Origin of the sequence: Actinoplanes sp. NPDC049265, assembly GCF_043197135.1 — a bacterium.
In the GTDB taxonomy this organism is placed as follows: Bacteria; Actinomycetota; Actinomycetes; order Mycobacteriales; family Micromonosporaceae; genus Actinoplanes.
Map to the genome: position 1 here is coordinate 79,906 of NZ_JBICSP010000012.1, position 20,660 is coordinate 100,565.

A 20,660-nucleotide genomic window follows, 5' to 3' on the forward strand; every position below is an offset into this window, starting at 1 on the left:
CCGAAACGCCGGTCAGACCAGGGAACGGGCCAGAACGCCGATGTCGGCCTGGTCGGTGAAGAGTCCGTCGACGCCGGCCCGCCAGAAGGCGATCTGCTCGTCGATGGCCTTGCCCCACGCGGCGGGGTCGGTGCCGACGCGCAGGTGCGGCGGGAGGAACTGGTTCTCGGCGCGGAAGGTGTAGGGGATCACGTTGAGGCCGGCCGCGTGCGCGTTGGCGATCAGCGGGGTCGGCTGGGCGTCGGCGGGGGTGGCCGGGATGATCTGCGTCTTGTCGGGGCCGATGCCGTCGATCCAGCGGGACAGGTCGGCCAGGCCGGCCGGGGTGAGATAGTCGGCGTACGTCCTCGAGTCACCGAACGGGCTGCCGCTGGCACTGGTCAGGAACACCAGCGGCGCCTTGACCTTGTGCACCCGGCGCAGGTCGATCAGGTTGCCGGCCTCGAAGGACTGGATGTAGACGGGCGCGCCGGCCCGGTCCAGGCCGTGGTTGCGCAGCGCCCGGACCAGGTTCGGCTCCAGGCTGAGCCCGAGCGCCCGGAAGTAGGTCGGGTGCTTGGTCTCCGGGAAGACGCCGATCTCCCGGCGCAGCTCCCGGGACAGGCGCTCGCGCAGGGCGAGGACCTCGTTGAGGGTGGGAATCTGAAACAGTCCGTTGAACAGCGTGTTCTCCTGGCGTACGGCTGGGATGCGCTCGGTCGCCCGCAGCGTCTTGAGCTCGGCCAGCGTGAAGTCGTGGGTGAACCAGCCGGTGACCGGCACACCGTCGAGCACCACGGTGCGCTGCCGCCCGGCGAACTCGGGCCGCGACGCCACGTCGGTCGTCCCGCCGATCTCCGGCTCGTGCCGCGCGACAAGCACCCCGTCCCTGGTGGAGACGAGGTCGGGCTCGATGAAGTCGGCGCCCGTCCGGGCGGCCAGCTCGTACGACGCGAGGGTGTGCTCGGGTCGGTAGCCGGACGCCCCGCGGTGTCCGACCACGATCCCGGTGCGCCCCTTCCGCCCGGTGCTCGCCCCGGCGCCGGCCGAACGGCTGTCCGCGGCCTCGGCCACGGTGCTGGGCAGGGCGGCGGTAACGGCGGGCGCGGCGGCGGCGAGCGCCCCCAGCCGCAACACCTGACGGCGATCGGCCACGATGGTCCTCCTTGGGACGTGACGAACAAAACGGGCAACGAACAGAAGCGGACAACGAACAGTGCGGGATGGGCAGAACGGGTGACAAGCAGAAGCCGGGTAACGAGCGGGTGCCGTCCGCGAGCCAAGGTGATCGATCCGACGTCCAGGTGACCCGCACGTGACTGATCCGAAAATTGTCAGAGTCACAGCGGAACGGCCCGCTCACGCCCGGCGGTCGCGGCCCGGCCTGGACGGACCGCGCAGCTCGCGGAGCGGGGACATGACTCTGCTGTGCCCGTACCCATCGGGTCGTGGTTGGTCTCGAACAGGCAGTATGGCGGGATGGTTCGCGTTGCTTGTCTCGTCGCTGTCGTCCTCGTGCTGGCCGGTTGCGGAACGGAGAGGAAGGAGACCCCGGCGCCGTCCGTGCCGGCGAGTGTGGCCCCGGCCAGCGAGGCGCCCGAGCCGCCGGACAACGACGGACCGGACACCGAGCCACCCGCATCCGCGCCGGGCGACCTCTCCGACCAGGGCCAGGCCTACCTCGACGAGGCGATCGGAACCGAGCTCGGAGCGCTCGAGGCCGCGCCACCCGACCAGGCCGCCGCCCACCGGAAGACGCTGGACAACCTGCCCGGCGAACCGGACAAGGTGCTGGCCGCCCTGAGTGGCTACCAGTGGCTGTCGCCCGAGGCCGAGGCGCTCTACCGCAAGGCCCAGAACTCGCGCTAGATCGAGATGCCGCCGTCCACCGGGAGGACGACCCCGGTGATGTAACCGGCCTCCTCGGAAGCGAGGAAGGCGGTGGACGCGGCGATCTCGCTGGGCGCGGCGAACCGGCCGAGCGGGATGGCCGCCTCGAGTTCCTGGCGTTTCTCGGCCGGGATCGAGTCGATCATGCGGGTTTCGGCGTTGGGCGAGATCGCGTTGACGGTGACCCCGAACGCCGCGAGTTCCTTGGCCGCAGTCTTGGTGAAGCCGATGATGCCGGCCTTGGCCGCGCCGTAGTTGGCCTGGCCGATGTTGCCGCGCAGACCCGTGTACGACGTCACGTTGAGCACCCGACCGTAGCTCTGCCGCCGGAACACCGGAACCGCGGCCCGGGTGAGCCGGAACGTTCCACCCAGGTGGACGTCCAGCACGTCGGTCCAGTCCTGGTCGGACAGCTTCCACAGGCGGCGGTCGCGGAGGATGCCGGCGTTGTTGACCACGATGTCAAGCCGGCCGGTGGCGGTGACCACCTGCTCGACCAGGGCCTCGACGGCCTCGCTGCTGGTGACGTCGACGGCGACGCCGGTCGCGCCCAACTCGCCGGCCGCCCGCGCCACCTCGTCGGCGTCGGCGTCGACGAGGAAGACCGTCGCCCCGGACCGGTGGAAGAGGCGGGCGAACTCCAGCCCGAGCCCGCGCGCCGCCCCGGTCACGATCGCGGTCCGGCCGGCGAAGTCGAATGTCAGATTCGGCAACTCACGCTCCTCGCAATTCCTCCGCCCCCTCTTTCAGGGAGGTCAGGACCCGCCGGGTACGCGGCGAGTCCGGTAGCACCGCGAGAAGCAGCGGAGAGGTCGAATAGGTCGATTGGTGGTCCATGAGCCCGCGTACCCATTCCATTCCGGCCGCCAGTTCGGCGATGGGATCGGTGGTGCTGCCGGAGCGGACCCAGTTGCCCAGCGCCGACCGGTGGATCGCGTCGATGAGGGCGGCGATGGCCATCGACTGGAACGGCGGGGCGTCCGGTGGGAGGTGTTCGCGCAGGTACGACCGGGTCAGGGCGACGTACCGCTCGTGCTCGACGACCTCACGTTTCCGCAGTTCGGGCACGACCCGCGTCAGTTTGTAGCGCCGCAGGACGAGATCGGGGCGGCTGACGAACTCGCGCAGGGACTCTTCTGTGGCGGCGATGACGGCATCGACCGGATCAGTTCCGGGCGGGGCCTCGGCCAGACACCGCTGGACCAGCCCGAGGCGTTCGGGGTGGTCGGGAAAGACGAGTTCGTCCTTGCTCTCGAAATGCCGGAAAACGGTGCGGCGGGACACGCTGGACGCTTCCGCGACGGCTTCGACGGTGACGTTCGCGTATCCCTCCTTGAGGAACAGAGCCATGGCCGTTTCCGAGATCCGGTACTTGGTATCGAGTATTTTCCGCGACGTCACCGATTGGATGTCCCCTCCTGACTCGACGTCGGCCGGCGCAGCCGCCGGGCCATCCATCGGTGCCGAACCGTACCCCAGACGCCCCGGCGGAACAGCAGCACTACCAGCACGAAGACGGCGCCGGTGATGAGGTCGATGCCGTGGAAGCCGGACGAGGCGAGGTAGTCGGCGAGCATGACGGTCAGGAACGCGCCCACGATGCCGCCCCACAGCGTGCCGATACCGCCGAGCACGGTCATCAGCACGACGTCGCCCGAGGTGCTCCAGTGCAACTCGGTCAGCGCGACGAAGCCGTGGTTGATGGCGAACACGCCGCCGGCCAGCCCGGTCAGCCCGGCCGACAGCACGAAGGCGATGACCTTGTACTTCTCCACCTCGTAGCCGAGCGCCCGGGCCCGCTGGCTGTTGTCGCGGATCGAGACCAGGACCCGGCCGAACGGCGAGTGCACGATCCGCCAGGCCGCCCACATGCCGAGCAGGAGGATCGGAAGCGCCGCGTAGTAGAAGTAGAACGACTCGGTCTCGATCAGGTCGATGCCGAAGAAGGTCCGGGGCACCCCCTGCAGCCCGTTCTCGCCGCCGGTCAGGTCGCTCCACTGGTAGCCGATGAAGTAGACCATCTGCCCGAAGGCCAGGGTGACCATCGCGAAGTAGATGCCGGACCGGCGTACCGACACGTACCCGACCGGCAGGGCGAGGATCATCGCGAACACCGCGCCGCCGATCACCGCCATCGGGAACGGCACACCGTAGTGCGTGGCGATCAGGCCGGTCACGTAGGCCGAGCTGCCCCAGAACGCGGCGTGCCCGAACGACAGCAGCCCGGTGAAGCCGAGCAACAGGTCCAGGGCGATCGCGAACAGCGCCATGGCGACGATGTCCATGGCCACCGGCGGGTAGACGAACCAGGGCAGGCCGAGCGCCGCGATCAGCCCGACGGCCAGCAGGATCCACCGCCGCCGGTTGCCGGTCACCGGTGGGTCCGCCTCGGTCACCGGGGCCTCGGCCACCGCCGACTGCGTCATGCCACCGCCTCCTTGCTTCCGAACAGCCCGGCCGGCCGGACCAGGATGACCAGGGCCATCAGGACGAAGATCAGAATCTGGGCGAAGGTCGGCGCGTACGCCTGCCCGAACGCCTCGACCAGGCCGACCAAGAATCCGGCCACCACGGCGCCGACGATCGACCCGAGTCCGCCGATCACCACCACCGCGAACAGGATGATGGCGAAGTTGTTGCCCATGTCGGCGGTGATCGCCCGGAACGGTGCGGCGAGCACCCCGGCCAGGCCGGCCAGCGCGACACCGAAGCCGAAGACCGGGGCGACCCAGCGGCTCACGTTGACGCCCAGGGCCCGGGCCAGCTCCGGCTTCTCGGTCGACGCGCGGACGATCATGCCGACCCGGGTACGCGTCATCATCAGCCAGACGAGCACGCAGACGGCCACCGAGAACAGCAGGACGAACAGCTGGTAGCGCGGCAGGACGATGCCGCCCAGGTGGATCCGGCCCTGCAGCGGGCCCGGCAGCCGGTACGGCAGCCCGGAGACGCCGTACCGCTGCTTGACCAGCTCGACCAGGACCAGCGTGAGGCCGAAGGTCAGCAGCAGGTTGTAGAGCGGGTCGAGCCGGAGCAGCCACTGTACGAGCAACCGCTCGACCACCAGGCCGAAGGCGAACATCAGCACCGGTACGAGCAGCAGCGACCACCACAGCGCGAGGTCGAACGAGTCGAGCAGGACGGCCGCACCGACCGCACCGAGCATGTAGAACGCGCCGTGGGCGAAGTTGACCACGCCCAGGACTCCGAAGATGACCGCCAGGCCCAGGGCCGCCAACGCGTAGAAGCTGCCGGCGGCCAAGCCCTGTACGGCGTACTGGAGAACCGCGCTCATGGCTTCATCGTGCAGCCGGACGCCTCGGCCGGCGGGAACGCCTTCGCCGCCGGGATCTTGGTCACGATCTCCTCGTAGTCCCAGTCCTCCTTAACGTCGGCCGGCTTCTTGACCCGGGCCAGGTAGGCGTCGTGGATGACCAGGTGGTCCTGGGCGCGGATCTCGCCGTTGCGCAGGAACACGTCGTTGAGCTTCTTGCCCTCGAGCTGGGCGGCGACCTTGTCGGCGTTGTCGGTACCGGCCGCCTGGACCGCCTCCAGGTATTGCAGCGCCGCGGAGTAGTTGCCGGCGTGCTCGAAGCTCGGCCGGGTGCCGGTCTCGGCCTTGAACCGGTCGGCCCAGGCCCGCGCCTCGGCGTCCATGTTCCAGTACCAGGCGTCGGTGAACAGGGTGCCGGCGAACTGGTCGACGCCGAGCGAGTGGATGTCGTTGATCAGCATCAGCCCGACGGCCAGCTCGATGCCCTGTTCCTTCAGCCCGGACTCGTTGAACTGCTTGACCAGGTTGATCAGGTCACCGCCGGCGTGCATCGTCCCGATCACGTCGGGCTTGGTGCTGCCGGCCTTGGTCAGGAAGGTCGCGAAGTTCTCGTTCGGGAACGGTGTCGGGATGGTGGTGCCGACCGAGCCGCCCGCCTTGGTGATCGCGGTGGTGAACGACTTGGTCATGTTCTGTCCGAACTCGTAGTCCGGGAAGATGATGTTCCACTTCTTGCCACCGTTCTCGGTGACCGTGGTGCCGGTGCCGTTGGCCAGCATGTACGTGTCGTACGCCCAGTGGAAGGTGTACTTGTTGCACTGGGCGCCGGTCAGCGCGGTGGTCGCCGCGCTCACGTTGAGGAACAGCTTCTTGTGGCTCTTGGCCTGGTTGGCCACGGCCAGGGCGGCCGACGAGGTGGGCACGTCGAGGATGACGTCCGCTCCCCCGCGTTCGTACAGTTCCGAGGCCTTGGTGTTGGCGATGTCGGGCTTGTTCTGGTGGTCGGCCGACGTCACCTCGATCTTCTTGACGACCGCCTTGTCGCCGTACTTCTTCTGGTAGTCGGCGACGGCCATCTTGACCGCCTTGACCGAGTTGGGGCCGGAGGCGTCCTTGTAGATGCCGGACTGGTCGTTGACCACGGCCAGCACCAGCTTGTCGCCGGAGAAGTCGCCGCCCGACCCGCCGGGGCCCCCGCCACCGCACGCGCCCAGTAGCAGCAGAGCCGTCAGGGCCGAGGCGCCGGCCCGCAACCGCCTGGTTTCCATGGTGGTGGTTCTCCTTACCGAGATGAGACGAGATCGGTCAGATGCCGAGGTGCTTGAGCAGGTCGCCTTCGCGCCGCTGGAATTCGTCGTTGTCGAGGCTCTCGACCACCCGGCCCTGGCTGAGCAGGTAGTGCCGGTCGGCCACGGTGGCGGCGAACTTGACGTTCTGCTCGATGAGCAGCACGCCGGCGCCGGTGGCCTTGATCTCGCGGATGATCTCGCCGATCCGGGCCACGATGACCGGGGCCAGGCCCTCGGAGGGCTCGTCCATCAGCAGCAGACGGGCGCCGGTTCGCAGCGTCCGGGCGATGGCCAGCATCTGCTGCTCGCCCCCGGACAGCGTGGTGCCGGGGGCCTTGCGGCGCGCGGCGAGCACGGGGAACGCCTCGTAGACGCGGCCCAGCGGCCAGGCCCGGTCGGAGACCCGGGGCGGCAGGAGCAGGTTCTCCTCGACGGTGAGGCTGGCGTAGATGCCGCGATCGTCCTGGACCCAGCCCATCCCGGCGCGGGCCCGGCGGTGCGCCGGGACGCGGGTGACGTCGCGGCCGAGGAAGCGCACGCCGCCGTCGATCTGCCGGTGCAGGCCGATCAGGCAGCGCACCAGGGTCGTCTTGCCGGCGCCGTTGCGGCCGGCCAGCGCGACGACCTCGCCCTCACCCACGCGCAGGTCCACTTTGTGCAGGGCCTGGGCCTGGCCGTACCACGCGGACAGGTCGGTGACCTCAAGCATGGTCGGCCTCACCCAGGTACGCGGTGATCACCCGCTCGTCGGTGCGGACCTCGTCGTACCCGCCTTCGGCCAGGATCTTGCCCTGCTGCAGCACTGTGACCCGGTCGGCCAGGCTGCCGACCACGTGCATGTTGTGGTCGACGAAGACGACGGTGCGGCCGGCCGCGATGCGACGGACGAGGTCGATGGTACGGTCGACGTCCTCGACACCCATTCCGGCGGTCGGCTCGTCGAGCAGCATCACCGGCGGGTCGAGGGCCAGCACCAGGGACAGTTCGAGAGCGCGCTTCTGCCCGTACGCGAGAAGCCCGACCGGTTTGTCGGCCAGCGCCGTCAGCCCGACCTGTTCGAGCAGTTCGTCGACCCGGGCCCGGTCGCGGCCGAGCAGTTTCTCCGACCGCCAGAACCGGAACCCCTGCCGGCCGTGTCCCTGCAGGGCCAGTTCGACGTGCTCGCGGCTGGTCAGGGTCTCGAACAGGCTGGTGATCTGGAACGACCGGGCCACACCGCGCCGTGCGACCCGTTCGGGTGGCTGGCCGGTGACGTCCTCGCCGAACACCGCGATCGTTCCGGCGGTCGGTGCCAGGAAACCGGTCAGCAGGTTGAACAGTGTGGTCTTGCCCGCGCCGTTGGGGCCGACGAGCGCGTGCACGCTGCCCTCGCGTACCTCCAGATCCACCGAGTCGACCGCCCGGAAGCCCCGGAACACCTTGGTCAACGCGTTCGTGCGTACCGCCACCCGGCCGTTCGCCGTCACACCGCCCCCTTCACACAGTCGAAGCTCTGAGCCTGGTTCGGATCGCCGGTGCGGTACCGGGGCCAGCGGGGGTACTCGCACAGCGGGCGGGTCCGGCCGTCGCGGGGGTCCTGCGCCACCGGCGCGACCGGCGCCCGGCCGCTCTCGACCCACTGCTCCAGGGCGGTGAGCGAGTCCCAGGTGGCGGCGAACGCGGGGGCCGGGAAGTTGGCGTGGTTGGCGCCCGGCGCGACGTAGTACCGCATGAACTCGTTCGTTTGCCGGACCCCGACGGTGGCCTGCACGCGCCGGTAGTAGTCGTTGGTGGAGCGGTGGGAGACGAGCTCGTCGGCCGCGCCGTGCATCAGGATCAGGCGTCCGCCGGACCGGGCGAAGGGTCGCAGGTCGGCGTTGTTGCGGTCCTGGATGGTGGAGAGGTAGCTGATCCGGGGGAGCCACCGGCCCGGCCGGAGCGCGTCGATCTCGAGCGAGTTCTGGCCGGGGTCCCTGGTCAGGAAGTACTTCACCCACTGATCCCAGTACTGGGGGCCGAACCCGCTGGTCACCGGCATCGGATTGGCCGGCGGCGTGGTTCCGAAGCCGAGGTAGGGCGTCCGCATGTCCGCCCCGGACAGCAGGGGGAACCCCGGGTAGTGGCGTTCGCCGCTGGCGATGCGGTATGGCCAGTACAGCGGCGTGGATGCGGCGATCACCGTGGCGATCTGGAGGTCCGACAGGCAGGTCGGCCCGGTGTCGGCGCCGCCGGGGCAGCGCAGCTTCCTCGGGTCGTAGGTGCACCCGTCCACGTTCGAGACGATCTTGTCCTGGACGCCGTCGCGCCCGTCGCAGGCCGCGATGGCGCTGTTGTAGAGGAGGGTCTGCTTCTCCGGCCCGGGGTAGGCGCCAGGGCGGGCCATCAGGTTCGTGAGGTGTCCGAGGAAGAGGATCTCGGCCATGTTGTTCCAGGCCGGGTACGCGGAGATGACGCCGTCGAAGACGTCCGGCCACCTCTGCGCGACGACCAGAGCCTCACGGCCGCCGGTCGAACCGCCGGCGAAGTAGCGCCGGTGGGGCCCGGTGCCGTAGCCGCGACGGAGAAGGTACATGGCGGCGTCGTGGGTCTTGCGGAGCGCGTCGCCGGCCGAGAAGTTCCGCAGGGCCTCGTCGTTCAGGCCGAACGATCCGTCCAGCGCTCCGGTGGGGCCGGCCTGGTGACCGGAGTCGCTGGCGTAGGTGGCGTAGCCCCGGGCCAGCGGGGTCGGCTGGTCGATGCGGCCGAACGGCACGTTCATGGCGATGTCGGGGATGGTGCCGTTGAAGCCGCCGCCGCCGAACATCATCGTGTCGTGGTTCCAGCCGACCGGCAGGGCGAGACGCATCTTGATGTCCGGAGCCGCCCGGTCGACCGGGAAGAGGTCGGCGCGGATGTCGCAGAACTCGACCGCCCGTCCACTCACGACCTGAGTGACCAGGGCGGCCGACTCGACCCGGCCGCCCCGGGTGGGCAGGCTGATCGCCGCGGCCGGGACCGCCGCGGCGACCAGCTCCGCGCATCTCGGGCCCGCGCCCGCCGTGGCGGCAGCGGGCGCGGGCCCGAGGTTCACCGCGCTCACCGCAGCGAGGGCGAGAGTCAGGCCGGCCGGAATCCACTTCGATCGTCCACTCATGACGAACCTCCCGGACAGCACGCTGTGCCGCCAATCCAGATATTGACGGCACTCAGTGCCACCCACTGTGCCATGGGTCACACATGACCACAAGGCCCCACAGTGGAATGCGAGAGGGATCTATTTGTCGGTGAGCGTCGGGTAGACGTGCTCGAAGGACAGGGCCTGCCCGAAGCCCGACGCCACGATGAGGGTGATGCCCAGCGCCACACCGAGCAGGACCACGGTGAAGCAGGCGTAGGCGAGGGGACGGGCCGGCCGGGCCAGGACGCGGATGCCCGCGGCGAACAGGGCCGGAAGGCCGGCACCGAACAGCAGGCAGACCAGAAGGACACGCCAGGCGCTGTCCAGGGCGAGGGTCACGTTGTGCATGGCGCGGGTTCCTCAGTGAACGGCCGGGACCGGAGCCGCCGGCTCCCAGTCCTCGTTGACGTTGTGCTCGCCGACCGGGCGGCGGCGGGAGCGTACGTACATGGCGGCCGAGGCGAGCAGCAGGAGCGCGAAGATCAGCAGGGCTCCGCCCGCGCCGCCGATCAGGTGACCCAGCCACCACATGGCCGCGCCGACCAGGCCGGCCGCCGGGAGGGTGACGAGCCAGGCGGCGACCATGCGGGCGGCCACCGGCCAGCGGACCCCGGCGTTCGGGCGACCGACGCCGGCCCCGATGATCGAGCCGGTGGCCACGTGGGTGGTGCTCAGCGCGAAGCCGAGGTGACTGGAGGCCAGGATCACCGCGGCGGAGGCGGATTGGGCGGCCATGCCGTGCTCCGGGGTGATGTCGGCGATGCCCTTGCCCAGGGTGCGGATGATGCGCCAGCCGCCGACATAGGTGCCCAGGGCGATGGCCAGGGCACAGGCGACCTTGACCCAGAACGGCACCGCGCCGGTGTCCGTCCAGTGCCCGGCGGCGATCAGGGCCAGCGTGATCACGCCCATCGTCTTCTGGGCGTCGTTGGTGCCGTGGGCCAGCGAGACCAGGGAGGCGCTGCCGATCTGGCCCCAGCGGAAGCCCGATCCGGTGTGGTGGCGGGCGAGGCCGGCGGTGATCCGGCGGACCGCCCAGGCGCCGGTCGCCGCGACCACGCCGGCGATCAGCGGGGACAGCACGGCCGGCATGAGGACCTTGGCGACCAGCCCGTCGGTGTTGACGCCGACCCAGCCGAGGCCGGCCACGGTCGCCCCGATCAGGCCGCCGAACAGGGCGTGCGAACTGCTCGAGGGCAGGCCGAGCAGCCAGGTGAGCAGGTTCCAGACGATCCCGCCGACCAGCCCGGCCAGCACGATGAGCAGGAGCGCGCCACCCCCGTGGGCCAGCAGCTCAGGCTTCGGGGCGCCCGAGGAGTCCTGGATCCTCACCACCGCGTTGGTGACGGTCAGGGCGACCTCGACCGAGAGGAAGGCGCCGGCCAGGTTGAGCAGGCCGGCCAGGGCTACGGCGGTACGCGGCCCGAGCGCCTTGGTGGCGATGGAGGTGGCCATCGCGTTGGCGGTGTCGTGGAAGCCGTTGGTGAAGTCGAACCCGAGGGCGGCGACGACGACCAGGACCAACATGAGGAACTCTTGGCTCACGGCGGTGAGTCTCACCCGCGCGCGGCCCGTTCATCCATAGCGTGAACGCGAGAGGTACGACTGTTCGCTGCCAGTTAACCTGATGTTTCCTTTAGGTGACACACACGGTGCAAATGCCTCACGCAACGCAACGAGGGCCGGGCGGCGTACACCCGGCCCTCATCTGGCGTTTACCTCTACTCCTCCGTCGGGGTCAGGACCACCTGGGCCGAGCCGGTGGAGCCGTCCGCGTCGGTGTACTCGGCGACGAAGACCGCGGTCAGGTTGTCCGCGCCCTCGTGGCCGGCCGGGATGAACGTGGTGATCGAGCCGCTGCAGCCGGCCGCCGTGGAGAGCGGGTGTCCGTGCTGGTCGTGGCCCAGGATGTAGGTGACCGTGACGTTGGCGCAGTTCACGGCCGTGTCGTCGGTGACGTTGACCTGGTAGGTGACGACGTCGCCGAAGTGGAACGGCTCGCCCTCGGCCGGGTCGGTGGTCAGCTGGACGGTCGGGGCGACCGGGCCGACGTGCAGCGGGAACTCCGCCGAGGCGGAGCGGCCGGTCGAGTCGGTGACCTTCAGGGTGGCGCGGTAGTCACCGTTCTGCGTGTACGTGTACTTCGGGTACGCCTTGCGCGAGTCGACCTTGCCGTCGGCGTTGAAGTCCCACGCGTAGGTGAGGTCGTCGCCGTCCGGGTCGTACGTGCCGGCGCTGGAGAACGCCACCGTGAAGGGGGCCGAGCCGACCGTCGGCTCCGCGTTGATCTTCACGATCGGTGTCTTGTTGTTCGGCGCGTAGTCGATCCGGGCCAGCTGCGCCTCGGGGTTCTCGGCGAAGTAGCCGTCCCCGTACTCCAGGACGTAGAGCGCGCCGTCGGGGCCGAACTCCAGGTCCATCGGGTTGTCGAAGATGAACGAGGGCAGCACCGACTCGACAGTGACCACTTGATTCCGATTGTCCAAAGTCAAACCTTTGACCCAGTCGCGGGTCCACTCGCCCAGCAGCGGCTTGCCGTCGTAGTAGGCCGGCCAGGCCGTCTCCGACCGGTTGGTGCGGTCGTAGTCGTACGCCGGTCCGCCCATCGGGCCGATGCCGCCGGTGCCCAGCTGCGGCCATTCGGCGCTGGCCCCGTATCCGTAGATGATCTCCGCCTTCTCGACCGTCGGCAGGTTGCGCAGGCCGGTGTTGTGCGGCGAGTCGTTGACCGGCTGAGCGCAGTTGAACGGCTGGCCCGACCGGTTGGTGGCGAAGTCGAAGTCGACGTAGGGCAGAGTCGGCGACACGCAGTACGGCCAGCCGTAGTTGGCCGGCTTGTCGATGGCCATCCAGCGCCCGCGACCGGCCGGACCGCGCGACGGGTTGTCGGTGTTGGCGTCCGGCGAGTAGTCGCCGACGTACACCACGTCGGTGTTCGGGTCGACGGTGAACCGGAACGGGTTCCGCAGGCCCATCGCGTAGATCTCGGGCCGGGTCTTCGGGGTGCCCGCCTCGAAGAGATTGCCCTTCGGGATCGCGTACGAGCCGTCCGGCTTGACCTTGATCCGCAGGATCTTGCCCCGCAGGTCGTTGGTGTTGCCGGCCGAGCGCTGCGCGTCGAACGCCGGGTTGCGGTCGGCCCGCTCGTCGATCGGCGCGTACCCGCTGGAGGCGAACGGGTTGGTGTCGTCACCGGTGGACAGGTACAGGTTGCCCTGACTGTCGAAATCGATCTTGCCGCCGACGTGGCAGCAGATGCCGCGGTCGGTGTTCACCTGCATGATCTGCTGCTCGGTGGCCAGGTCGAGGGTGTTGCCCTTGAGCTTGAACCGGGACAGCTGCAGGTGACCGTGGAATGGCGCGAAGTCGGCCGCGGTGCCGTTCTCGGGCGCGTCACCCTCGTTGACACCCGGGGTGTCCGGGTTGTCGGTCGGCGTGTCGAGCACCGGCGAGTAGTAGACGTAGACCCAGTGGTTCGAGGCGAAGTTCGCGTCGACCGCGATGCCCTGCACGCCCTCCTCGTCGTGCTGGTAGACCGGGATGCGCGCGGCCAGCACGTTGCGGCCGGTCCGTGGCTCGTAGATGCGCACGTCGCCCTTACGGGAGGTGTGCAGCACGCGCTTGTCCGGGAGCACGGCCAGCGCGATCGGCTCGCCCGGGAAGTCGTCGAGGGTGACCTTCTGGAAGTCGGAGTCCGGTGGTGGCGCGTCGGCGGCGGCACTGGCCGGCGCCGAGAAGGTGGCGGCGACCAGGGTGGCCACCGCGGCCATGGCAAGAAGCTTTCGCATCAGAACCGCAATCCCTTGAGGAAGTCGTAGCCCACACGGGCGGTGTCAAGAGCTTGTTCGGGAGTACGCGGCGGGCTGCCCGCGTCGTCACGCTCCACGATGTACTCGTCCAGGCCGGCCTCCTGGGCCAGCCGGAAGATGCGCTCGAAGTCGATGACGCCGACGCCCGGGTCCTCGAACGGGGCGTTGGTGAAGTTGCTGGTGTCGACCTTGAGGTCCTTGACGTGCACCTGACGGATCCGGCCGCGGTTGGCGTGGATCAGGTCGACCGGGTCGTGCGCACCGCGCCAGGCCCAGTACAGGTCCACTTCGAAGTGCACGTACCGCGGGTCGGTCTGGCTGGTGAGGATGTCGTAGCCGGTGCGGTCGGTGCCGTTCTGCCGGACGAACTCGAGGTGGTGGTTGTGGTAGCCGAAGCGCAGCCCGGCCTGGCGGGCCAGCTCGCCCGCCTTGTTCAGGTCGGCGGCGAGCGCGCGGTACACGGCCGCGTCCCGGACCGGCCCGTTCGCGCCGACGCCGAAGAACGGGTGCACGATGTACTTGTTGCCGACGATGGCGGCGTCGGAGAGCGAGCGCTTCCAGGCGTCGGCGTTCCACGGCTGCGGGATGCCGACGTGGCCGGAGGTGGCCCGGATGCCGGCGTGGTCCAGCGCGGCTCGGAACTGGGCGGCGGTGCGGCCGACGAAGCCGGCGTGCTCGACCCGGGTGTACCCGATCTCGGCGAGCTCCTCCAGGCTCGCCTCGAGGTCGATGTTGAGCTGGTCGCGCAGGGTGTACAGCTGCACGCTGATGTGATCGCGCGGCACGCGGCCGCTGGCGCCGCTGGCCGAAGCGGGCTCGGACAGCACAGTGGACGTGCCTATCGCGGCAGCGCCGGCGGCTGCGGCGCCCAATAAGTTTCGACGGCTGACGTGCATGAGGGAGCCTCCCCCGGTCGGATGTGGACAAGGATCACGGGGTACGTAGATCGACGATGTGCAATGGGGACGTTACCGGGAAGTTAAGGCCGTCACGAGACAAAGATTCGTCAGAATATGCAAAAGTTAAGCGCCGGTAAGCAGAATGAAATGCGCTTAGGCCGTGATTCGTCGTCCAGCCGAGTGCGAGGCGAGGCCCAGAGTCTGGCTGGACGACGAGTCACGGCCTGAGTCGGGCAAGGGTTACAGCGGGACCAGGCGTGCGGCGAGGGCCACTGTCTCCAGATCGCCGTCGCGTAGCCGTTGAGCTGCGTCCTTCTCACCCAGACCCTCGAGACGCTGGGCGGCCGTCGCGATCAGATCGGTTTCGCCGTCGAGCAGGCGGCGGGCCAGGCGGGCCTGGAACGGGCTCAGCTCGGCGTACGCGCAGCGGTCCAGCGCGCTGATCGTGCTCGGGTCCAGCGTGCCGGCCAGGGCCCGCTCGGTGACGACCTTGAGCAGCCAGGACGGCCACCAGCCGTACTTGCCGATCAGGAACCCGGACCGGATCGCCTGCTCGGGGTGCTGCCCGGCGTCGAGCAGCCGGAGCGTCAGCGGGATGTCGAAATACTCCAGCCGCAGCGACGTGACGAACAGCCGGAGCAGCGGCATGAACCCGACCATCGGCTCGGCCGCCGCCGCCGCCTCGGCGTAGTCCCCGCGCAGCACCACGCTGAGGATCTCGGCCTCCTCGGTCGAGGCGGTGCTGGTCGCGCTCTCGTTGAACCGGCGCACGGTATCGGCCAGGCGCCCAGCCGCGGCATGCGCCCACGTCTCCAGCTCGCCGCTGCCGGGCTTGTTCAGCCAGCGCACGACCACGTCGGTGGCCAGCCTGGCCTCCTGCCGCAGCAGTGGCGCGGCGATCCGCCGGACCAGCAGATCACCGAAACCGTCCACCACCAGCGCGGCGTCGAACCGCTCGGAGGCCTCCGGGAACTGGGCCCACCACTCGGCAGGATGCGGTGTTTGTCCGGCGGCGTGCACCCATCCAGGGTGCTACTCCCCGGCCGTCCCTCGTGCCGCTTTCACCAGGTTCATCGGGTCGAGCAGGCCCGCCTTGACGATCGTGCGGCTCAGCGGCCGGGTCAGCTCGGCCAGCCGCAGCCGCTCGGCCTCGGTCAGCACCGCCCAGCCGGGCTCGGCCAGCCGGTCGGTGACCGCTTCGAGCTCGGCGAGTTTGTCGCGCCCGGCGTCGGTCAGGCTCTCGGCGTCAACCCATCCCCGGGTACGCAGGGAGTCCACCGCCGCGTCCCAGTCCTCGTCCCGCCAGCCCCGGGTGGTCTGCAGGAAGACCCGCGGCGACCGCCCGGCCGTCACCTGCAGCACGTTCGACTCGACGCCGCTGATCCCGGCCTGCAGCAGCGCGCTGACGTGCCCGTCGCCACGGAACTCCCGCAGCAGCCGCTGGGCGTGGAAGAGCCGCAGGTGCGGCTCGTCCGGCCAGGGCATCCCGATGTGCGCGGCGAACAGCGGCCGGCCCTGCGGGAACTCGCACGCCCCCTCGGCGGCGCGGCCGGCCAGCTCGGCCGCCTCGGCCACCTCGGGGCCGGCGACGGTCTCGTCACCCAGGCCGCGGCGTAGGGCCTCGCCGGCCGCGTCCATCTGGGCGGCCAGCGCGGCGGCGGGCGTGGTGCGCTCCCAGATCGCCGGGACCGCCCGCCGGACCAGACGCGGGTTGAAGTTGTAGAAGGTGGCGATGATCGGGCCCGGACCGGTCACCCCGAAAACGCCGCCGCGGGACGCGAAGTAGCCCTCGATCGGGCTCAGGCCCAGCTCGGCGAAGCGGCCGAACGCCTCCGGCGCGAAGTAGATCATCGCGTGCAGCGGCTCGGTGACCCGCCAGGCGAGACGGGCCGAGGACTCTTCAGCGCTCATGTGGTCTCCCCGAACGGCATGGTGATCTCGTGCGCGGCGGTGATGCCGGCGCCGTGTTCCGGGGGTATCAGATCATGCGCGCGGGCGAAGCGCCGACCGGAACGACGGGTCACGGTCAGGGTGGCCATCTGCACCGGCATCGGCGGCGGCCGGAACGGGCCGCTCCCCCACCGGACCCAGATCGCGATGCGCCCGGCCCCGGCCTCGGCCAGCAGCTTGTCGACCGTACGGGTCCGGTCGGAGTGATCCACCTCGACGACCAGCGGCGGGCCGTCGGTGCGGGCGAAGGCGACGTCGACCACCGAGTGCTGCTTGTCCATCGGCGGCGGCAACGTCACCACGCTCGGGGCGCGACGGTAGACCCGCCAGCCCTGCCCGGCGCCCCACTCGGCGACGGCGTCGATGACCCGGGCGGTCACCTCGTCGGTGGTCAGGTCGCCGAAGATCAGCTGGTCGAGCCATGCGGTGAGCGCGTCCGCCTCCATGCCGGCATTTTATGGGGCGGCCACGACCGGCCGGCTCGCCTGGGCGCGGAGCAGCTTGCGCATCTGCTCCGGCGGCATCGGCTTGGCCAGGTGGTAGCCCTGGCCCAGGGTGTAGCCGAGCTCCCGCAGCTTGGCCACCTGCCCGGCGTTCTCGATGCCCTCGGCCACGGTGTCCAGCCGCAGGGCGCCGGCCAGCTGGCTGACCGCGCGGGCCACCGCCTGCCGGGCGTCGGCCGCGGCCGGGTCGCCGTCGTCGACCTCGATCCCGTCGACGAAGGACTTGTCCAGCTTGACGATCGACGCCGGGAACGCGCGCAGCAGGCTCAGCGACGACTCGCCGGTGCCGAAGTCGTCCAGGGCCAGGCGTACGCCCAGCTCGTGCAGCTCATGCAGGGCGAGCAGCACCTGGCGGCCGCGCAGCACCTCGGACTCGGTCAGCTCGAGCACCAGCCGCTCGGCCGGCACCCCGCTCTCCGCCAGCGCCTCGCGCACGTCGCCGACGAAGTCCGGGTCGTGCAGCTGCCGGGCCGAGACGTTCGGGCCGAGCTTCTGGATCGTGTCCGGCCCGAACTCGGCCAGCCAGGCCGCGAACTGGCGCAGGCTCTCCCGCAGCACCCAGCGGCCCAGCGGCACGATCAGGCCGGTGCGCTCGGCGGCCGGGATGAACTCGCCCGGCGGCACCAGGCCACGGGTCGGGTGCTGCCAGCGGACCAGGGCCTCCACCCCGATCACGATCCGGTCCTCGAGGCGCATCAACGGCTGATAGTGGATCCGGAACTCACCGGCGTCCAGGGCGCGCCGGAGCTCGCCACCGAGCTGGATGTGCGTGAGGATCGGCTTTTCCATGCCCGGGGTGTACGCCACGAAGCCGGCCTTGCCGCGCTGCTTGGCCGCGTACATGGCCACGTCGGCCTGGCGCAACGCGATGTCCAGCGTGGTGCCCTTGGCCGCTGTGGTCACGCCGATGCTGGCCTGCACCAGCAGGCGGTCCGGGCCGAGCGGGCGGCCGAGCGCGTCGAGCACCCGCTGGGCCACGTGCGTGCCGAGTTCGGGGCGGTCGCAGACCAGCACCGCGAACTCGTCGCCGCCGAGCCGGGCGGGCAGCCCGTCGCCCCCGACCGCGGTCCGCAACGCCTCGGCCACCGAGACCAGCAGCCGGTCGCCGACCGCGTGCCCGAGCGAGTCGTTCACGGTCTTGAAGTCGTCCAGGTCGACGATCAGCACCGACACCGCGTCGCGGACCCGCAGTTCGGCGGCGAGCCGGTCGCGGAACAGGGCCCGGTTGGCCAGCCCGGTCAGCCCGTCGTGGGTGACCTCGTGCTGCAGCTGCTCCTCGGACTGCTGCCGCTCGGCCAGCAGCCGGGCGTTGTCCCGGAAACCGACCCCCAGACGGGCGGTGACCAGCAGGCCGACAAGCACCGCGAGCAGCATCGCGAGGCGGTCGGTCCAGCTCATGTTCCCGGTCGCGACCGCGGTCAGGGTGATCGCCACCGAACCGACGGCGAGGTACGGCAGCAGCGAACCGGCCGGCCGCTCGGGCGCGCTGGGCGGGGTCAGCGCGGCCTGCCACTGGGAGCGTACGGCCAGCGCCAGCAGCAGCGGCGCGACCGGTAGGACGATGGCCTGGCCGGGCACGTCGCCGCCCCAGCCCATCTGCACGGCCAGCATGGCCATCACGGCCGCGGTCAGGCCGACCGCGGCGACCAGCCGGACCGCGGTGCGGTCGACCGGGCCGCCGGCCACGTACGAGACCTTGGCCACGCCGCCCATGGCGAGCAGGCAGGCCAGGGCGACCAACGCGATGCCGGCGTCGCTCCACGGGTCGACGGCGTCGAGCATCGGCGCCACGCAGAAGTGCCAGAGCAGGGCGGCCAGGCCGAAGAAGGCGATCGACCGGTCCAGCAGCAGCCGCCACTGCGAGCCGCGCGGGCGGCCCATCGGCACCGAGGCGACCGCCCAGATGGCCATGCCGAGACCGAGGCCGATGAAGCTGGCGGCGATCGGGCCGATCGGCGGCGGCCGGTTGCCGATCGAGTTCCGGCTCACGTCCACGGCCAGCAGGGTGTAGCCGGTGGAGACCGAGGCGCAGGCGATGGCGATGCGGGCCCAGAAGCGGCGCACCTCGGGCACCAGCGTCACCTGGTGCGTCATCCGGACGATGGCGTACGTCGCGACCGTGCCACTGACCGGCAGCAGCCAGTAGACCGGCCAGGCCGGGCCGGCCAGCCCGAGCCGGAACAGGACGAACCAGACCGTGCCCGCCAGCACGAGGCCGAGGGTCGTCAGGACATGACGAATCGGCGCCCGCGCGTCTAGGACCATGTCCAGAAGATCGGCGGGACGGCCCGAATTCGTAGGAGTCCCGCCCATGGTCGACACGCTAGGCAAAGGTGAATATGCCCGCATCGGTCAAATGGTCACACCGCGTAGCGTCATGAGCGGTTACGCACTGCGTGACCGTTCCCGGTCGAACGGGTCACCATACTCGCGCACCGCGGCCCGGGCGAACGCCTGCTGGAACGTCGACACCCGCTCGGAGCGGCCCCGCCCCAGGAAACTGACCGCCCAGTGCAGCACCGCGGTCACCCGGTTCTTGAAGCCGACCAGGTAGAGCAGGTGCACCGCCAGCCACATCAGCCACCCCACGAAGCCCGAGAACCGCAGCTTCCCGACGCTGGCCACCGCGTGGAAGCGGCTGATCGTGGCCATGCTGCCCTTGTCGAAGTAGCGGAACGGGCCGGCCGGTTCCTGCCCCGCCAGCCGGCGCTTGATCTGGCCGGCCGCGTACCGCCCGCCCTGGATCGCCACCTGAGCCACCCCCGGCAGCTGGTCGAGCGCGGCCATGTCGCCGACGGCGAAGATCTCCGGGTGCCCCGGCACGGTCAGATCGGGGTTGACCTGGATCCGCCCGGCCCGGTCGGCCGGCGCGCCGGTGGCCTCGGCCAGCTGCCGGGACAGCGGCGGAGCGGCCACGCCAGCCGCCCACATCTTGGTCATCGACTCGATCCGCTCGTGCCCGCGGTCGGTCTCCACCTCGATGCCGGTGGCGTCGACCCCGACCACCCTGGTCTTCAGCTCGGCCTCGACGCCCATCAGGTGCAGCTGCTGCAGGGCGCGGGTGGACAGCTGGTCGCCGAAGGACGGCAGCACCCGGTCGACCGCGTCGATCAGGATCACCCGGGCCCGGCGCGGGTCGATGTGCTTGTACTGCCCCGGCAGGGTGCGGTGGGCCAGCTCGGCGATCTGGCCGGCCATCTCGACCCCGGTCGGGCCGGCACCGACCACCACGAAGGTCAGCCAGCGGTCGATCGCCGCGGGGTCGGTCTGCAGGTCGGCCAGCTCGAACGCGCCGAAGATGCGGGCCCGCAGCTCCAGCGCGTCGTCGATGCTCTTCATGCCCGGGGCGTGATCGGCGAAGCCGTCGTTGCCGAAGTACGACTGGGAGGCGCCGGCGGCGACGATCAGCGTGTCGTACTCGACCTCGTAGTCGATGCCCGGCGCCTCGACGCCGACCTTCCGGGCCGCCGGGTCGACGGCCGACACCCAGCCCAGCCGCACGTCCACGTTGTCCTGGCGCCGGAGGATCTCGCGGATCGGCGGCGCGATCTCGCCCTCGGACAGGATGCCGGTCGCCACCTGGTAGAGCAGCGGCTGGAACAGATGGTAAGCGGTGCCGTTGATCAGCGTGATCTCGACATCGGCACGGCGCAGCGACTTGGCGGCGAACAGCCCGCCGAACCCGGCGCCGACGATGACTACGCGATGAGGCATTAGCCCAGCATGCCCTAAGACCTGCTCGTGATGCGGTCTGCCCGCCGACGGAAAGTCGCTGCTCGGCGACATTGCGGGTGATACGCGCGGCGCGTTCGAGCTCGGCGGCCGCCTCGTCGCCACGGCCGCGGCGATCGAGCAGCTCCGCGCGTACCGCCGGCAGTTGGGGGTAACCCGGCAGCTCTCCGCCCAGCTCATCGACGATCTCGACCGGAGA

19 protein-coding genes are annotated in these 20,660 nt (G+C 70.4%); 1 reads left to right on the forward strand and 18 read right to left on the reverse strand.

Features of this window, described 5'->3' with window-relative positions; all coding sequences use genetic code 11:
• Positions 1 to 12: 12 nt before the first annotated feature.
• Positions 13 to 1,134: a glycerophosphodiester phosphodiesterase gene (locus tag ACGFIO_RS26740; RefSeq protein ID WP_392829659.1), complete on the reverse strand. Its 1,122-nt coding sequence runs from the start codon at positions 1,132 to 1,134 to the stop codon at positions 13 to 15.
• Positions 1,135 to 1,458: 324 nt separating this feature from the next.
• On the opposite strand from ACGFIO_RS26740, the gene ACGFIO_RS26745 reads away from it, so the two are divergent.
• Complete coding sequence (locus ACGFIO_RS26745; protein WP_392829661.1) at positions 1,459 to 1,848, forward strand: hypothetical protein; 390 nt, start codon at positions 1,459 to 1,461, stop codon at positions 1,846 to 1,848.
• Here ACGFIO_RS26745 and ACGFIO_RS26750 read toward each other — a convergent pair.
• The 17 genes from ACGFIO_RS26750 to ACGFIO_RS26830 all read right to left on the reverse strand — a co-directional run bounded on the left by ACGFIO_RS26750 (position 1,845) and on the right by ACGFIO_RS26830 (position 20,443).
• Positions 1,845 to 2,582, reverse strand: coding sequence for an SDR family oxidoreductase (locus ACGFIO_RS26750; RefSeq protein WP_392829663.1), 738 nt, complete (start codon positions 2,580 to 2,582; stop codon positions 1,845 to 1,847). The two genes, ACGFIO_RS26745 and ACGFIO_RS26750, sit on opposite strands and share 4 nt — an antisense overlap.
• Position 2,583: 1 nt before the next feature.
• Complete coding sequence (locus ACGFIO_RS26755) at positions 2,584 to 3,219, reverse strand: TetR/AcrR family transcriptional regulator (RefSeq protein WP_392829664.1); 636 nt, start codon at positions 3,217 to 3,219, stop codon at positions 2,584 to 2,586.
• A 47-nt stretch (positions 3,220 to 3,266) separates the two neighbouring features.
• Positions 3,267 to 4,295 (reverse strand): branched-chain amino acid ABC transporter permease, encoded by a 1,029-nt coding sequence (locus tag ACGFIO_RS26760; protein ID WP_392829666.1) that lies wholly within the window; start codon positions 4,293 to 4,295, stop codon positions 3,267 to 3,269.
• Positions 4,292 to 5,164: a branched-chain amino acid ABC transporter permease gene (locus ACGFIO_RS26765; RefSeq protein WP_392829668.1), complete on the reverse strand. Its 873-nt coding sequence runs from the start codon at positions 5,162 to 5,164 to the stop codon at positions 4,292 to 4,294. Before ACGFIO_RS26765 ends, ACGFIO_RS26760 begins: the two co-directional genes overlap by 4 nt.
• Positions 5,161 to 6,411: an ABC transporter substrate-binding protein gene (locus ACGFIO_RS26770; protein ID WP_392829670.1), complete on the reverse strand. Its 1,251-nt coding sequence runs from the start codon at positions 6,409 to 6,411 to the stop codon at positions 5,161 to 5,163. The genes ACGFIO_RS26765 and ACGFIO_RS26770 overlap by 4 nt, the downstream gene beginning before the upstream one ends.
• A 37-nt stretch (positions 6,412 to 6,448) precedes the next feature.
• Positions 6,449 to 7,141: an ABC transporter ATP-binding protein gene (locus ACGFIO_RS26775; protein WP_392829672.1), complete on the reverse strand. Its 693-nt coding sequence runs from the start codon at positions 7,139 to 7,141 to the stop codon at positions 6,449 to 6,451.
• Positions 7,134 to 7,898 (reverse strand): ABC transporter ATP-binding protein, encoded by a 765-nt coding sequence (locus ACGFIO_RS26780; protein ID WP_392829674.1) that lies wholly within the window; start codon positions 7,896 to 7,898, stop codon positions 7,134 to 7,136. The genes ACGFIO_RS26775 and ACGFIO_RS26780 overlap by 8 nt, the downstream gene beginning before the upstream one ends.
• Entirely contained in the window at positions 7,895 to 9,544 is a 1,650-nt protein-coding gene (locus ACGFIO_RS26785; RefSeq protein ID WP_392829675.1) for a tannase/feruloyl esterase family alpha/beta hydrolase, read from the reverse strand. Before ACGFIO_RS26785 ends, ACGFIO_RS26780 begins: the two co-directional genes overlap by 4 nt.
• 120 nt (positions 9,545 to 9,664) lie before the next feature.
• Complete coding sequence (locus ACGFIO_RS26790; RefSeq protein ID WP_392829677.1) at positions 9,665 to 9,916, reverse strand: hypothetical protein; 252 nt, start codon at positions 9,914 to 9,916, stop codon at positions 9,665 to 9,667.
• A 12-nt stretch (positions 9,917 to 9,928) separates the two neighbouring features.
• The gene (locus ACGFIO_RS26795; RefSeq protein WP_392829679.1) at positions 9,929 to 11,113 is read right to left on the reverse strand and encodes an anion permease; all 1,185 of its coding nucleotides are present in this window, start codon (positions 11,111 to 11,113) and stop codon (positions 9,929 to 9,931) included.
• 176 nt (positions 11,114 to 11,289) lie between these two features.
• On the reverse strand, positions 11,290 to 13,356 hold the full coding sequence (locus tag ACGFIO_RS26800; protein ID WP_392829680.1) for a PQQ-dependent sugar dehydrogenase: 2,067 nt from the start codon (positions 13,354 to 13,356) through the stop codon (positions 11,290 to 11,292).
• Positions 13,356 to 14,273 carry a sugar phosphate isomerase/epimerase family protein gene (locus tag ACGFIO_RS26805; protein ID WP_392829682.1) on the reverse strand — a complete coding sequence of 306 codons (918 nt, stop codon included), beginning with the start codon at positions 14,271 to 14,273 and terminating at the stop codon, positions 13,356 to 13,358. Before ACGFIO_RS26805 ends, ACGFIO_RS26800 begins: the two co-directional genes overlap by 1 nt.
• A 243-nt stretch (positions 14,274 to 14,516) precedes the next feature.
• Positions 14,517 to 15,296: a hypothetical protein gene (locus ACGFIO_RS26810; RefSeq protein WP_392829684.1), complete on the reverse strand. Its 780-nt coding sequence runs from the start codon at positions 15,294 to 15,296 to the stop codon at positions 14,517 to 14,519.
• 12 nt (positions 15,297 to 15,308) lie between these two features.
• Positions 15,309 to 16,187 carry a hypothetical protein gene (locus ACGFIO_RS26815; RefSeq protein WP_392829686.1) on the reverse strand — a complete coding sequence of 293 codons (879 nt, stop codon included), beginning with the start codon at positions 16,185 to 16,187 and terminating at the stop codon, positions 15,309 to 15,311.
• Positions 16,184 to 16,672 (reverse strand): hypothetical protein, encoded by a 489-nt coding sequence (locus tag ACGFIO_RS26820; RefSeq protein ID WP_392829687.1) that lies wholly within the window; start codon positions 16,670 to 16,672, stop codon positions 16,184 to 16,186. Before ACGFIO_RS26820 ends, ACGFIO_RS26815 begins: the two co-directional genes overlap by 4 nt.
• A 9-nt stretch (positions 16,673 to 16,681) precedes the next feature.
• Positions 16,682 to 18,994, reverse strand: coding sequence for a putative bifunctional diguanylate cyclase/phosphodiesterase (locus ACGFIO_RS26825; RefSeq protein ID WP_392829689.1), 2,313 nt, complete (start codon positions 18,992 to 18,994; stop codon positions 16,682 to 16,684).
• A gap of 120 nt (positions 18,995 to 19,114) precedes the next feature.
• Positions 19,115 to 20,443, reverse strand: a complete 1,329-nt coding sequence (locus ACGFIO_RS26830; protein ID WP_392829690.1) for an NAD(P)/FAD-dependent oxidoreductase — start codon at positions 20,441 to 20,443, stop codon at positions 19,115 to 19,117.
• Between the last annotated feature and the right edge of the window lie 217 nt (positions 20,444 to 20,660).